The organism is Magnetococcales bacterium (assembly GCA_015228815.1).
In the GTDB taxonomy this organism is placed as follows: Bacteria; Pseudomonadota; Magnetococcia; order Magnetococcales; family UBA8363; genus UBA8363.
The window spans coordinates 15240-30859 of the sequence record JADGCV010000041.1; the positions used below are offsets into that span (position 1 = coordinate 15240).

At 58.7% G+C, this 15620-nt stretch carries 12 protein-coding genes; all 12 read right to left on the bottom strand.

What is annotated here, in order from left to right; translation table 11 throughout:
* Positions 1–78: 78 nt before the first annotated feature.
* The 12 genes from HQL76_14750 to HQL76_14805 all read right to left on the bottom strand — a co-directional run bounded on the left by HQL76_14750 (position 79) and on the right by HQL76_14805 (position 15296).
* Positions 79–834 carry a DUF4351 domain-containing protein gene (locus tag HQL76_14750; GenBank protein ID MBF0110424.1) on the bottom strand — a complete coding sequence of 252 codons (756 nt, stop codon included), beginning with the start codon at positions 832–834 and terminating at the stop codon, positions 79–81.
* A 305-nt stretch (positions 835–1139) separates the two neighbouring features.
* On the bottom strand, positions 1140–2225 hold the full coding sequence (locus HQL76_14755; GenBank protein ID MBF0110425.1) for a peptidoglycan DD-metalloendopeptidase family protein: 1086 nt from the start codon (positions 2223–2225) through the stop codon (positions 1140–1142).
* A gap of 190 nt (positions 2226–2415) precedes the next feature.
* On the bottom strand, positions 2416–4791 hold the full coding sequence (locus HQL76_14760; protein MBF0110426.1) for a phenylalanine--tRNA ligase subunit beta: 2376 nt from the start codon (positions 4789–4791) through the stop codon (positions 2416–2418).
* A gap of 3 nt (positions 4792–4794) precedes the next feature.
* Complete coding sequence (gene pheS / locus HQL76_14765; GenBank protein ID MBF0110427.1) at positions 4795–5850, bottom strand: phenylalanine--tRNA ligase subunit alpha; 1056 nt, start codon at positions 5848–5850, stop codon at positions 4795–4797.
* 117 nt (positions 5851–5967) lie between these two features.
* Complete coding sequence (rplT, locus tag HQL76_14770; protein MBF0110428.1) at positions 5968–6324, bottom strand: 50S ribosomal protein L20; 357 nt, start codon at positions 6322–6324, stop codon at positions 5968–5970.
* Between the two features lie 78 nt (positions 6325–6402).
* A complete protein-coding gene (gene rpmI, locus HQL76_14775; GenBank protein MBF0110429.1) occupies positions 6403–6603 on the bottom strand; it encodes a 50S ribosomal protein L35 in 201 nt (66 codons plus the stop codon).
* A 95-nt stretch (positions 6604–6698) separates the two neighbouring features.
* The gene (locus tag HQL76_14780) at positions 6699–7286 is read right to left on the bottom strand and encodes a translation initiation factor IF-3 (GenBank protein ID MBF0110430.1); all 588 of its coding nucleotides are present in this window, start codon (positions 7284–7286) and stop codon (positions 6699–6701) included.
* An 87-nt stretch (positions 7287–7373) separates the two neighbouring features.
* Complete coding sequence (gene thrS, locus HQL76_14785) at positions 7374–9290, bottom strand: threonine--tRNA ligase (GenBank protein MBF0110431.1); 1917 nt, start codon at positions 9288–9290, stop codon at positions 7374–7376.
* On the bottom strand, positions 9283–10710 hold the full coding sequence (locus HQL76_14790; GenBank protein ID MBF0110432.1) for a phosphoglucosamine mutase: 1428 nt from the start codon (positions 10708–10710) through the stop codon (positions 9283–9285). The genes thrS and HQL76_14790 overlap by 8 nt, the downstream gene beginning before the upstream one ends.
* Positions 10707–11630: a dihydropteroate synthase family protein gene (locus HQL76_14795; protein MBF0110433.1), complete on the bottom strand. Its 924-nt coding sequence runs from the start codon at positions 11628–11630 to the stop codon at positions 10707–10709. The genes HQL76_14790 and HQL76_14795 overlap by 4 nt, the downstream gene beginning before the upstream one ends.
* A gap of 329 nt (positions 11631–11959) precedes the next feature.
* Positions 11960–14089, bottom strand: coding sequence for an ATP-dependent zinc metalloprotease FtsH (ftsH, locus tag HQL76_14800; GenBank protein ID MBF0110434.1), 2130 nt, complete (start codon positions 14087–14089; stop codon positions 11960–11962).
* 310 nt (positions 14090–14399) lie between these two features.
* Positions 14400–15296 carry an RNA polymerase factor sigma-32 gene (locus HQL76_14805; protein ID MBF0110435.1) on the bottom strand — a complete coding sequence of 299 codons (897 nt, stop codon included), beginning with the start codon at positions 15294–15296 and terminating at the stop codon, positions 14400–14402.
* Between the last annotated feature and the right edge of the window lie 324 nt (positions 15297–15620).

Below are 15620 nucleotides of genomic sequence, written 5' to 3' on the forward strand. Positions count from 1 at the left end.
GAAAGCGGGGATCCAGGGGAGATCCGCACATCCCAGGTTCCCACTGTAGCAGGGAATGACGGGGTCTGAACGTTACTGTCACACAGTGTCCGAAAATAATTCGTCCAGCGATTGAACATCAAAAATTCGCAGGCTCCATTTCTTCAGAGAGGGTAGTTCCGCCTCGGCGATTTTTTTATTGGCCCACTCAGGCACATCACCAAAACGGCGTTGCAACAGGTCCTTCAGCATTAAGGCGCTTCCTTGCCGACGACCCTTCTGGATGCCTCTTTCCTCGCCAAACCTTTCCACACTTGAGATGTAAGGCATTTTCTGGTTCTCCTCAAAGTCAACAATGTCCTTCCACAGTTTTTCATCCGCATCTTCCGGCAGGCGCAGCACCCAATCGATGAAACGGAAAAGATCAACCACCTGCTGGCGACCAAAACCACTTTGATACAGTCTTCGTATCAAACGCCGCTTTTCTTGATAACGCTCCGCCACCCGATGCCTGGTCCTCTTGGCGTGCAGGTGTGCCAATGTGACAATTGCAAACGGATTACTGGACTGCTCCAACTCGGTCTCTGAATAGTCCAACAGCTTGATCGCCGTAAACCGGTAACTTTGTTTCGTTCCCCAAAGGTCATAACTGAATTCCGTTGGTCGCCAACCGATCTCCTCGTCCGCCAGAATCGCCAAACCGACTACCGGTACGTGGTACAAATCATACGCCCGATATTGATAGACATACATTCCCTCGGCAAAGTTCGCCTTACGATCTCCCTGAATTTCAATGTGAATCAGCACCCAGAATTCAAGTCCGTCACGCCGCCATACCTTGACCAACTTGTCCATGCGCCGGTCACCGACCCGGGATTCACGAGTGATGCGGGACAACTCCTTGTCGAGAAATTCAAACCCGCGTCCCCAATCAATCCCGTCCTCGGCCAGAGGAAGAAAAAACGCCAGGAACTCGTGAAAATAGGCCTCCAGGATATCCTTCCATGGGACATCGAATTCATCGTTGGAACATTTTTCGGTGTTTTCCGTCACGGCCATTTCCCAGGCGTCTGGTCTCGAAGGGGCATGGTCCGGAAACACATCGTCCAGTGCTGGGCATCAAGAAATGATCGCTCAACGCGGCATCATTTTTTTTGGCTTCAGTTTTTTCGGGACAGGTGCTGCATCGGATTGAGCGCCTTGATATGATGCCGCAATTCAAAATGGATCTGGGCCTGTTTGGTCCCCCCCGACCGACCGGCCAGCGCAATTTTTTCACCGGCCTTGACCACCTGCCCCCGTTTGACCAGAATCTTCTGGTTGTGTGCGTAGGCGGTGGTGTAGAACCCGCCATGCCGCAACAGAATCAGATTGCCATACCCCGGCAAACTGTCATCGGCATAGGCGACGATGCCATCCGCGGACGCCACGACCGGATCTCCGTCATTGGCGGCGATGTCGATGCCATTGTTTTGTCGCGCCCCCTGCTTGCCGAATTTTCCAACCACCTTGCCAGGATGAGGCCACATCCAAACCTTGGGCGCTTCATTGGGCAGTTGCCAGGAAGATTTGACCGCGGGCGCTTCCACCTCGTTGGCCACCGCCCGGGGTTTGGGAGCGGAATCGGCGGGCAAGGCGACAAACCGTTCCGGGTCCTTTTCCCTGGCCGAAGGCTCCGGGACCGGAGACGACTTCCCGGTCTCTTCTTTCCCCACGGCACGGGCCGCGACCAATGGCGGCTGCCGGGTTACCTCCTTGACCTGCCCGCCATCCGCCCCCTTGTCCACCGCCGCTTCTTCCGGCATGGCCTTGGGAACCGGCTCGGGATGGACCAGGGATGAGGGCGGCGATGGCAGATCCGTGCTTTCGATGTCGCTGGCGGAAGCGACAGGTGGTTCCAGTCGGGTTTCGACCGACGCCGCCACCGTCCCCCCTTCCGGCGCCCGGGTCACCAGGTTTTGCCCCACCCACAGTTGATCGGGATTTTGCAGCCGGTTCCATTGTGCCAGGTCCTCGACCTCAACCCCATGCACCGCCGCGATCGCCCACAAGGTATCACCCGGTTGCACCGTGTACACCCCGCTCTGGGACGGCTTGATCCGTTCGCTCGGTTCCAATCCCCACGCCAAAGGCGGACCCGAACCGATCCGGACCCGAGCCACGGAATCGGAATCGACACAACCCGCCATGAGGCACAATGGAAGCGCCAAGGGATAGAGAATGCGCGCCGATCGTCTCTTGTTCATGAAATCCTTCACAATATTGTGGAAAGTCCGCCAAGCCCTGATCCGCGCTCGGGAAAACACGGCCACTCCCCCGGAGACCGCCCCACGGGATTTTTTTCCATCAAGCGTTTCCAGGGACACCCTCGGACCTTAAACGGCTTCGATCATCCTGTCAACATTCAATAATATCCCGACACGGATTGCGTCGTTCTCACCGCTGCCGCGCCGCGAACTGGTCGCGGGCGGTATCGAGGATACGAAGCGACAATTCCTGCACCTCGGCATCGGTAAGGGTTCGATCGGGGGCGCGAAACAACACGTTGATGGCAAAACTTTTCATCCCCTCGGGAAGCCGCTCCCCGCGGTACACGTCGAACAAACGCACCTCCTGGATCAGGACCGGTTCGATGGCCGCCATCGCCGCCATGAAGGGACCCGCCGCCACCCGTTCCTCGACCAGAAAGGCAAAATCCCGCTCCATTCCGGGAAAACGGCTCAGGTTGAATTTATTTCCAGTCTGGAATGACCGGTGGGGATGCAGTGCCTCCACGTCGAACTCGAACAAAAATACCGGCTGGGAAGGATCCAGGAGTTTTTGTTCCTCGGGGTGCAAGCGCCCAAGCCAACCCATGGGACGATGCACATCCCGCGGACGAAATACTGCCTTCTGTCCCGGATGGAGAAATTCCGGCCCACCCGGTTCAAAAACCAGACCACCGCACCCCATCAGGGAGACCAGCTGTTCCAGATCCCCCTTGAGATCGAAAAAATCAACCTCCCTGGAGGACGAATGCCAGGCGCGCCGATGCCACTCTCCCGTGACCAGCCCCGCCAGACGTTCACGTTCCACCAGATGGCCCTCGCCCGGAAGAAACACGTGACCCGTCTCGAACAGGCGCAGATTCAGGTTGCCCCGGCTCAGATTGCGCCGCGCCGTCTCCACGAGTCCGGGACTCAAGGAGGTCCGCAAGACCGCCATCTCTTCGGAGATGGGGTTTTGCAGCGCCACGGCGGCGATATCCGGATCAAACCGTTGCCGAATCCCCGAGCCGATGAAGGAATAATTGACCGTCTCCAGATACCCCAGGCCGACCATTTTCCTTTTGAGGGTCCAGGAAAGGGTTTCCATGGCATCGTATTCCGCCGGACGGGTTTCCACCCGCGGCAACACCGGCGTCACGTTGTCATAGCCATGAAGGCGGACGATTTCCTCCAGAAGATCCTCCTCCACCGTCAGGTCATGCCGATGACTCGGTGGACGAAAAAATGTCTGGCCATCGACACGGGTCTTTTCACATCCCAACCCGGCAAGCATCCGCTCCATTTCCGGTTCCGAGAGATGGATCCCCGCAAGACGGTTGATCCGTTCATGCCGCAGGGGGATGGGGGCATGGGGTTTCCAGGCGGCGGTATCGACAAGGGTCACGGGACCGGCCCGGCCACCGCAGACCGACAACACAAGCTCGGTCGCCCGGTCCATGGCCAGCGTCAACCCGCCAGGGTCGATGCCGCGCTCGAAGCGATAACGCGAATCGCTGTTGATCCCCAGACGCCGTCCGGTTCGGGCCACGACGACCGGATCGAAGAAGGCCGCTTCGAGAAACAGGTCGGTTGTCTGTGCGCTCACTCCCGAGTCGATCCCTCCCATGATCCCCGCCAGAGCCAGAGGACGACGTGTATCGGCGATCAGAAGGGTTTCCGGACCCGGTTCATGGGTTGTCCCGTCGAGCAGGGTCAATCGTTCCTCCGGAAAAGCGTTGCGCACCACCAGCGGCAGCGCCAGTTGCCCCAGGTCGAAGGCATGCATCGGTTGATTGAGGTCGAGGAGAATGAAATTGGTGATGTCCACGACATTGTTGATGCTGCGCATTCCGACCGCTTCCAGGCGGTTTTTCAGCCATGCGGGACTGGGGGCGACCCGGACATCGCGAATGATCCGCCCGGCGTATCGCGGACAGCCGGCAGGATTCTCGATGACGACCGGGGCTTCGCGGTCGTCGGTCACCGTCACTGCCGGCAGAAGGGGACGAAGGGGAATGCCGGTCGCCGCGGCCAGTTCCCGGGCGATCCCGCGAACCCCCAGACAATCGCCGCGGTTGGGGGTCAGTTCCAATTCGAACAGTTCGTCATCCCGTCCCAGGACTGCCGCAACCGGAGTCCCGGAAACAGTCTCCTCCGGAAGAAGCAAAATCCCCTCCGAAGCAGCCGCAAGCCCCAATTCCGTCGCCGAGGCGAGCATCCCCTGTGACGGAACGCCGCGAATCCGGCTTTTGCCGATCTTCATCCCATTGGGCAATGCGGCCCCCTCCAGGGCCACGGCCACCCGGTCGCCAACCTTGTGATTGCGGGCGCCACAGACGATGGACAATTCTTCCGTCCCCACCGCCACGCGGCACACGGTCAGACGGTCGGCGTCGGGATGTTTTCCAACCTCCAGGAGCCGCCCCGCCACGACATGTTCCAACCCCTTGTCCAGACGGATGCGCGAAGCGACCTCCAATCCGGCGCGGGTCAGCAGGCGTTCGATCGCCCCCGCGTCCAGATCCCCCTGCCAATGTTCCAACAGCCAGCGACGGGTCAATTTCATCACTCAAGCCTCCCCGCATCGGGCATGCCGCATGAGAAAACGAACATCATTTTCATAAAAGGTCCTGAGGTCGCCGATGCCATACTTGAGCATGGCCAACCGCTCCACCCCCATGCCAAAGGCAAATCCCGAAAACATTTCCTTGTCGATGCCGACATTGGTCAGCACGTTCGGATGGATCAGCCCCGCCCCGAGCACTTCGAGCCATCCCGTCCCCTTGCAGATGCGGCACCCCGTCCCCTCGCAGAACAGGCATCCCATGTCCACCTCGGCGGAAGGTTCGGTGAAGGGAAAAAACGACGGACGGAACCGGACCGGCAGTCGGCGTTCGAAAAACCGCCGCAGAAAGGTTTCCAGCAATCCCATCAGTTGCCCGAAGTGGACGTCGCGATCCACCATGAATCCCTCCACCTGGTGAAACATTGGCGTATGGGTCAGGTCCGAATCGCAACGGTAGACCTTGCCGGGGGCGATCACCCGCAATGGCGGCTTGTGGGACTCCATCACCCGGATCTGAACCGGGGAGGTGTGGGTGCGCAACACCCGCCGTCCGCCATCGGCCCCAGGGGGAAGGTAAAACGTGTCGTGCATTTCTCGCGCCGGGTGATCGGCGGGTATGTTCAGTGCCTCGAAGTTGTGCCAGTCGGTCTCGACCTCGGGACCCGACATCGATGGAAAACCCATCTGGAGAAAAATATCGGTGATTTCGGTCAAGGCGCGGCTGACCGGGTGCAGCCCCCCGGCGTGCGGCGTCCGTCCGGGGAGGGTGACGTCGATCGCCTCGCGGGAAAGGCGTTCCCGCAACTCCGCTTCTCCAAGGGTCTGGGCGTGTCGTTGCAGGGCATCGTTAAACGCCTCCTTGAGGGTGTTGGCCAGTCCTCCCAACGCAGGCCGTTCCCCTTCGGGGACATCCTTGAGTCCCCGCAACAGTTGGGTCAACGTCCCCTTCTTGCCCAGAAAACGGACCCGTACCTCTTCCAGGGCCGCAACGCTGCCCGCTCGCGAAAGTTCTTCCAGGGTACGGGCCTGCAACTCTTCCAATTGGTGACGCATGGTCATGGGATTTGCCTTGAAATACAAGTGCTCGCCAAGCGGACACGTCAAGGGGGAAAAATACGACGTGACTGCCCAGGTCCTCCGGGAAGGCCTCCCCCTTCCCGAACGCATCCTCAACCCTTATGGAAAAGAAGCCTTGACCTGCTCGGCCAGGCGGGCAAAATCCTCGGGATTGGCCACCGCCAGGTCGGCCAACACCTTGCGGTCAAGTTCGATCCCCGCCGCCGCCAAACCATGCATGAAACGACTGTAGGACAAACCCGCCAGCCGGGCCGCCGCATTGATCCGGGCAATCCAAAGACGACGAAATTCACGCTTGCGGTTTTTCCGGTCACGATAGCTGTATTTCAGCCCCTTTTCGACCTTCTGCAAAGCGATGCGGAAACAATTATTATTGCGGCCACGATACCCCTTGGCCAGTTTCAAAACCTTTTTGTGACGCGCATGCGCCGGTACACCCCGTTTGACTCGCGGCATTGCCGTTGCTCCCTGGTTGGTCGTTGAAAACCATGATGTCGGGACTGCCCTCGGTGTCAGGTCGTCCCCGCATGCCCCTCAAAAGCTGTAGGGCAGCATTTGGCGCACCGACGCCACATCCACCGCGGCCACCAGTCCCGAATGACGCATGTTGCGTTTGCGTTTCTGGCTTTTCTTGGTCAGGATGTGCTGTTTGAACGCCTTGTTGCGCTTGATTTTCCCGGATCCGGTGACCGACAGCCTCTTGGCCGCGCCCCGGTGGGTCTTGATCTTTGGCATCCCTTTTTCCATTCCATGAAAACGGTTGAATAACGACTCGCCGGCGAACAGGGTCCCTTCCCCACACCGCCGGCCAGTCACTCGAAAAAAAAACGTCATTCTGAATCGGAGGAGGTATCGGAAGAATCGGAAGACCGCTTCACCTTGGCCGATTGACTGGCGGCAATCACCATCGTCATCTGCCGGCCCATGAGTTTTGGTATCTGTTCGAGCTTGCCAATATCCGCAACCTCGGTCTCGACCCGACGCAACAGGGCCAGTCCCAACTCCTGATGCGCCATCTCACGACCACGAAACCGCAGGGTACACTTGACCTTGTTACCCGATTCCAAAAATTTGCGAATGCTGCGCAGCTTGACATCGAAATCGTGAATTTCGGTTCCTGGACGAAACTTGATCTCCTTGATTTCGGTACGAGTCTGCTTCTTGCGCGCCTGCCGCTCACGGACCGCCTTCTGATACTTGAACTTGGTATAGTCCATGATCTTGCAGACCGGCGGTTTGGCCTGGGGAGCGACCTCCACGAGATCCAATCCCGCCTCGACCGCCCGCCGCAACGCGGTATGTCGATCGACGACCCCGACCTGTTCACCATTCTCGTCGATCAAACGAACTTCCGGTATCCGAATCTGCTCATTGATGCGCGTCGTATCGGGATTGACAGGGGGCAGCTTGTCCTTGATGGGTGGCTTGGCGATGAGCGTTACTCCTTATGTTGAAGAATACACCACATTCAGGCATTTTGGCATCGATCGATCCGGTCGATCATTTCACAATTGCCGTTGCCGTGCCTGAAGTACCAGTTTCTCGATCATGTTGTCCAGGGGTGTCAAACCAAGATCCTTGCCCGAGACATCCCTCGGACTGACCCCCTTGAGTTCCTGCTCGCGGTCGCCGACGACAAGAAGCCACGGGACCTTTTTCAGGGTATGTTCACGAATCTTGTAACCAATCTTTTCGTTGCGCAGGTCGGCCTCGGCCCTGAGACCTGCGGCGCGCAGTCGATCGCGCGCCTCGATGGCCCAGGGATGATGGGCATCGGTGATCGTCAAAACCACCGCCTGCACCGGCGCCAGCCACAGTGGAAATCGACCGGCGTAATGTTCCACGAGAATGCCAAAAAACCGCTCCAACGAACCCATCAACGCCCGATGGATCATGATCGGACGGTGTTTGCCCCCGTCCTCTCCGATGTAGGTTATATCAAACCGCTCCGGAAGATTGAAGTCCAATTGAATCGTCGAACATTGCCATTTGCGGCCAAGGCAGTCGGTAATCTTGACATCGATCTTCGGACCATAGAAGGCGCCACCGCCCTTGTCCTCGACATAATCAAGGCCATGTTTGCCGATGGCATTGATCAGGGCCGCCGTCGCCTTCTCCCAGATGTCGGTACTTCCCACCGATTTCTCGGGACGGGTGGAGAGAAAAATATTGAATTCCTTGAAACCGAAGGTCCCCAGGGTCGCCAGGGTCAAATCGAGAATGGCGGTGATTTCATCCTCGATCTGCTCTTCCCGACAAAAGACATGGGCATCGTCCTGGGTAAACCCGCGGACACGAAACAACCCATGCAACGCCCCGGAAAGTTCATAACGATAGACCGTCCCCAGTTCCGCCCAGCGAATGGGAAAATCACGATGCGAATGCATCCGCGACCGGTAGACCAGGATGTGAAACGGACAATTCATCGGTCGGATCTGGTATTCCTGATCATCGACGCTCATGGGATGAAACATCGAATCATGATAGAAATCCAGATGGCCCGAGGTGCGCCACAGATCCAGATTGGCCATGTGCGGTGTATAAAGAAACTCATATCCCGCAGCGATGTGCGTCTCTTTCCAGTAGGCCTCGATCGCCTGACGGACCCGCGCCCCCATGGGATGCCAGAATACCAGACCACCACCCGCCGATTCCTGGATGGAAAACAGATCCAGTTCCTTGCCAAGACGGCGGTGATCCCGTTTTTCCGCCTCTTCGAGCATGTGCAGATGGGCACGCAACGATTTGGCATCGGCCCACGCGGTGCCATAAATACGTTGCAGCTGCCTGTTGGCCGAATTGCCCCGCCAATAGGCCCCCGCCACCGACAGCAATTTAAACGCCTTCAACTGGCCGGTCGCGGAGACGTGCGGTCCGCGGCACAGATCGATAAAGTTTCCCTGGGCATAGAGCGACAAGGTTTCCCCTTCGGGAATGGCCTGGATCACCTCCACCTTGTAGTGTTCCCCCATCCCGCGAAACAGGGCGATCGCCGCGTCGCGCTCCATTTCCCGCCGGGTGATCGGTTCGTTGCGGGCGCAAATCTCGTGCATCCGCCCCTCGATGGCCGCCAGGTCCTCGGGCGTGAATGGACGCTCGAAATCAAAATCATAATAAAACCCATGTTCCACCGCCGGACCGATGGTCACCTGGACCCCCGGATACAGTTCCTTGACCGCCTGGGCCATGAGGTGGCTCGTGGAATGACGGATGATTTCCAACCCTTCGGGAGAACTCATCGTGACAATGGCCACACGGGCATCGCCACCGATTGTCAATCCCAGATCGACCAGCCGCCCATCGACCCTGCCCGCCACCGCCACCTTGGCCAACCCAGGACCAATGGCCAGGGCAACCTCCGCCACCGTCACCGGCTTTTCGAACGCGCGACCGGTTCCGTCGGGCAATGTGATTTCAAACATGGACGTCTCCGCTCACCGAATCCTGAATCGCCTGGCACACTTCATCCACAAGTTCCTGAATCCGGCTCTGGGAATCCCCCTCCATCATGACCCGGATCTTGGGTTCGGTCCCGGACTTGCGGATCAATATCCGTCCGGTCCCTTCCAGGGCTTTTTCCGCCCGAGCGATCACGCCGCCGACCTTCGGACTCGAAAGAGGATCGGAACCAACGGGAACCATGACATTCTTGAGAATCTGCGGCACCAGTTCCATGCCCGAGGTCAATTCCGACAGAGGTTTATGGTTGCCGGCCATGAGTTCAAGCACCTTGAGCGCCGAAACGATGCCGTCGCCCGTGGTGTTGTGATCCAGAAAGATCATGTGCCCCGATTGTTCCCCGCCCAGGTTATACCCGTTGTTGAACATGTGCTCCAACACATAACGGTCCCCAACCTTGGTCCGGATCAGTTTGAGGCCATGACGCGACAGAAATCGTTCCAGACCCAGATTCGACATGACCGTTGCCACCACGCCGTCCCCCTTGAGGGTTTCGTTGCGTTTCATGGCCAGGGCGCACATCGCCAGGACATGATCCCCGTCAAGAAGCCGTCCTTTCTCGTCACAGACCAGCAACCGGTCGGCATCGCCATCGAAGGCGACCCCGATGTCGGCCCGGGTCTCCCGGACCTTGGCCCGCATCTTTTCCGGATGCAGGGAACCGAAACCACTGTTGATGTTCAAGCCATCGGGTTCGTTGCCGATGGAAATGACCTCGGCCCCCAATTCCCAGAACACCCTCGGCGCCACCTGATAGGCGGCGCCGTTGGCGCAATCGACCACGACCCGCAGGCCATTGAGACGCAGCGCCTTGGGAAAGGAGTTCTTGCAAAACTCGATGTAGCGCCCCGGGGCGTCCTCGATGTTGGTCGCCCGACCAATCTCCGTCGGCGACGGTTGATGTTGGTCCATTTCGTTGGCGAACAGAACCCGCTCTATTTCCAGTTCCATGCTGTCGGGCAGCTTCATCCCATTGGGATCGAAAAACTTGATGCCGTTGTCGTGAAACGGGTTGTGCGACGCGGAAATGACCACGCCGGCATCGGCCCGGAGGGCGCGCGTCATGAAGGCCACCGCGGGCGTCGGCAGCGTCCCGACCTGAAGGCAGTGAATCCCCATCGATGTAAACCCCGCCCGCAACGCCGACTCGAACATGTAACCCGACAACCGCGGATCCTTGCCGATCACCACCGTCGAACGAAATTCCCCCTTGCGCAACACCCGTCCCGCGGCCCGTCCCAGCCTCAGAACCATTTCCGCCGTCATCGGATAGACGTTGGCGCGGCTGCGTATGCCGTCGGTGCCGAAAATACGGCGCTCCACCTTCTTTTCCCTGGCAGGCGCATTCTCCCCAGGGTTCGCTGTTTCCGGCCCTTGATTCATCGCTTCCGTCGCTCCCCGTCGTTCATCCATCCCCATGCCGCGGTCAGGGCCTGCCGCGCCCCAGCCACATCGTGGACACGAAACATGCGCACCCCGGTCCGCATTCCCAACACCGCCAGCGCATGACTCGCCGTATCCCTCATCCCTGGGTCCGCGACACCACTCAGGTGGCCCACGATCCTTTTGCGCGATACACCCAACATCAGCGGCTGTCCCAATCCCGAAAACATTCCATGATGCCGCATCAATTCAAGGTTGTGTCCCGCGGACTTGCCAAAACCGATGCCAACATCGACAATCAACCGCCGACGATCGATCCCCCCCTTGCGGCAGGCGGCGATCCTTCGTTCGAGAAAATGGTAGACCTCCCGCACCACATCCCGATACCAGGGATTGTCCTGCATCCCCTTCGGGGTTCCCCGGCGATGCATCAGACAAACCGGCACATCCAGACCCGCCAGCAGCGATACCTTGCGCCGGTCGAGAAGGTGTTCCTCCGCCTCCGCCTCCGCCCCATCCACGGCCACGGCCACGCCCCCGGACGCATCGACCACGCCAAGGGCCGACACGTCGTTGATCATCGCCGCGCCGGCCAAGAGCGCCTCCTCCATCACCTCCGGCTTGCTGGTGTCCACCGAGACGGGAATCTCAAGACGCCGCGACAGCGCCCGCACCACCGGGATGATCCGCGACAACTCTTCCGCCACCGAAACCGCATCCGCGCCGGGCCGTGTCGATTCTCCTCCGACATCGACGACATCGGCGCCGTTTCGCGCCAGTTCCACCCCGCGCCCGACCGCCGCCGTCACATCCCCGGCAACCCCATCCCCGGAAAAGGAATCGGGCGTCACATTGAGAATGCCCATGAGCAGCGGACGGGAAAAATCAAGACAATACCGGCCACCTTCCCCCCAGCGCATCACGGGCCTCCCGGACTCATGGTTGCGCCGGGCATCCCCTAAAACACACGCATGCTCCCCGAAACCGCCGTTCTTCAACGCAAGGATCCACCCATCGAGCGACTCCGGAGAAAGGATCCCCCGGACCCTGCCCCATCCCGGCCTGCCTTCCATCCCTTCCCAGGAAAGCCCACCAGGAACCCCGCCCCCTTCCGGCCATGGTTCCAGTTCCAGATACCAGAAAAACGCCTCCCGATCCTCCCTGGACGCGGCAAGATGGCCCGACTGTCGTTCACCAAGGCCGAAGGATCGGGGAAAAAAAGGCAGTGGTTCAAGGACGGCCTGGACCCTCATGAATCCTTCGGGCCTTCGAACCCGGAAATATCGACGCGATCCGCGACATCCTCGGGACCCTTGGGAGATCCCTTGGGTTTTCTTCCAGATTTTCCACGTTGATCGGCGACGGGACGATCCTCGCCGCCAGAGAGGTTGTCATCGTCCCCTTCAAAATCCTCTTCCTCCGCGAAATCCGCTTCTTCCTCATCAATGGGCCTGACAGGCTTGGGTTTGGCGCGACGTTTTCTCTTGGGTCCCTTCTTGGCGATGGCAGGCAGGGGTTTGAGCGCCTCTTCCAGCGACGCCCCGTCCACCAGACGGGCGACCTCTTCCGAATCCAGCGTTTCCCGTTCCAGCAAGCCCTTGGCCATATTGTCGAGGACCTGACGTTTTTCCAACAGGATGGCCTTGGCGCGCTCGTAGTTACGATCGATGATGGCGCGGATTTCCTTGTCGATCAAGCGGGCGGTTTCCTCGGAAACGCTCTTGTGCTGGGTGATTTCGCGTCCGAGGAAGATTTCCTCCTCCTTGTCGCCGTAAACCATGGGTCCCAACAGATCGCTCATGCCGAACTCGCAGACCATGCCGCGGGCGATGTCGGTAGCCCGTTTGATGTCGTTGTTGGCCCCCGTGGTCATCTGGTTCAGGACCACATCCTCCGCGATGCGCCCCCCCATCATGATGGCGATGTTGTCTTCCAACTGTTGCCTGGAATAGGTATGACGGTCCTCGGTCGGCAACTGCATCGTCAGCCCCAGGGCCCGGCCCCGGGGAATGATGGTCACCTTGTGTACCGGGTCGGTTCCGGGAATGACGGAGGCGACAATGGCGTGGCCCGCCTCGTGATAGGCGGTGGTCAGGCGTTCCTTCTCGGAGATGATCGCCGATTTGCGCGGCTTGCCCATCATCACCTTGTCCTTGGCCGCCTCGAAATCCTCCATATCGACCAGTTTCTTGTCCAGACGCGCCGCCCCCAGCGCCGCCTCGTTGACCAGGTTGGCCAGATCGGCCCCGGAAAACCCCGGCGTCCCGCGGGCAATCACTTCCGGATCGACGCTTTCGGCCAGGGGAACCTTCCCCATGTGGACCTCAAGGATCCGTGTCCGGCCCAGAATATCGGGATTGGGGACCGCCACCTGACGGTCGAAACGACCCGGACGCAGGAGCGCCGGATCCAATACATCGGGCCGGTTGGTGGCAGCCACGAGGATGACCCCCTCGGCCGATTCGAACCCATCCATTTCGACAAGCAGTTGGTTGAGCGTCTGTTCGCGTTCGTCGTGGCCACCACCGAGACCAGCGCCACGGTGCCGGCCAACGGCGTCGATTTCATCGATGAAGATGATGCACGGGGCATTCTTCTTTCCCTGTTCGAACATGTCGCGCACCCGCGCCGCGCCGACACCGACAAACATCTCGACAAAATCGGACCCCGACAGATTGAAAAAGGGGACATTCGCCTCCCCGGCAATCGCCCGCGCCAGCAACGTCTTGCCCGTGCCCGGAGGACCAATCAGCAGGACCCCCTTGGGAATCTTTCCACCAAGACGCTGGAATCGCTGCGGATTCTTTAGAAACTCGATCACCTCCTGCAATTCTTCCTTGGCTTCTTCGATCCCCGCCACGTCGGCGAAGGTGACCTTGCCCTGTTTTTCCGACAGCATCCGCGCCCTTGACTTGCCGAAGGACATCGGCCCGCGACCTCCGCCCCCCTGCATCTGCCGCATGAAAAAAACCCACACCCCGATCAGAAGCAGCATCGGAAACCAGGAAATCAATATGGTCAGGAGGATGGGTGTCTCTTCCGGAGGCCGGGCGGTGATGTTGACCTTCTTTTCCCGGATCAACCTCATGAGGTCGGGATCCTCGGGCGTGTAGGTGGTAAACCCACCGCCATCCGTGAGAATCCCGGTCAGCGTCCGCCCCTGGACCGTCACATCGGTGACCCGCCCCTGATCGAGCTGATTGAGAAAATCGGAAAAGGGTATATGTTGCTCGCGGGTTTGCGGCTGGTTGAACAGATTGAACAGCATCACCAGCAATAGGCCGATGACCAGCCACAGCGAAAGATTTTTATAGAATCCGTTCAAAAAGCGGTCTCCCGAACCGGAAGCCTGGGCCTCCTGGCATGAGTGGCGGAACATGATGCCCGTCGGGCATGAAAAACCCGCACATGAAAAACCCTAATCCGGAATCGATCCGAATGGGGCAGCCCTGTCCCGTCCTTTCCATCGGACCCAAACATCTTCATGTGAAAACGGGTGGCGCGGGCATCGCCTGAATCGTCAAGATTAGGTTTGCGTGGTCAAAAGTTCAAGTTTTTCCGCGCAGCATCACCCGATACACGGCGTTTTTCCCGGTCGGGCATACTCAAGGAACCCCATCGACCGGTTGATCTCTAGCAAAAGAGATGCCCAGATATGAAGCCAAGGTATGTCAATCGAAGCCTTCCGATCAGCTTTCAAAAATCAGGTCCCTTGATTCGGCGGGAATGCTGGCAAAATACGAACGAAGTTTTTCCATCGCCCGGTTTTCGATCTGGCGAACCCGTTCGCGGCTGATTGCGAAGTGTCGGGCCAGATTTTCAAGGGTATCCTGTTTTTCGGCGAGGAATCGGCGCGTCACGATGTATCTTTCCCGCTCCGAAAGACCGTCCAATCCTTTTCGGATCAAGGCTGAACGAAACTCTTCCTGTTGCCGGTTCGACAACAGACGTTCCTGGTTGGGACGTTCATCGACGATCAGGTCGATCATCTCCCCGGAGTCTTCCAGGATCGATTGATTCAGCGACGTGTCGCCCCCGCCCATGCGATGATCGACATCAAGAATGGTATGGGCGTCGGTATTGAATTTGATGGCCAGTTCTTCCGCCTCTTCCTGGCTCAGAGGGGCCAGGGACGATTTGGCTTGCCGCAGTTTGAAAAACAGTTGCCGTTTAAGCTGGGTGGTGGCGATGCGCACCATGCGCCAGGAACGGAGAATAAAGTCATGAATGGCCGCCCGGATCCACCAGATGGCGTAGGAGGACAGACGGTTGCCGCGGTCCGGATCAAACTTTTTGACGGCATGCATCAAACCGACCGTCCCTTCCTGGACGAGGTCGGCCAGGTTGAGACGATAGTTGAGGTATTCGCGGGCCGTTTTCAGGACGAGGCGGAGATAGGAATGGACCAGTTTGTGTGCCGCATCCAGGTCGTTGTTTTCGCGGTAGCTCCGCGCCAGACGAAATTCTTCCTCGCTTGTCAGGATGGGGGCATGCATGGCCTGTTGCCAAAACTTTCTCAATCCTGAATTGTTCTCGGCGACGACCAGGTCCGACAGACCGGGCATGGCGACGGGAAAAGTGGTCATGTTGCTGCCTCCCTCGATTTTTTTTGATTCGGGCAAGATCCTGTCCTGCCTATCTGGATATTCAGATAGACATTGTGTCAAGAAATTTCAAGGGGTGGGATTTTTTTTCGTAACTGCCCAGGTACCCCCGGTTCGAAATTATTGAAAGAAAAAAGGGGGCTGGGGGATTGCTCCCAGGGTTTTGACTTTGACTTTGTTTTTCCACGCGCCCTTTCACCCGAAGCGAATTTCCGCGTTTTCTGCGGAAATTCGCGCAAGACGCGCCCCCTTGCTCAGGTCTTTTCGCGGTTTTTGCGAAAAGACCTGGACACATTGCAAGTTTTC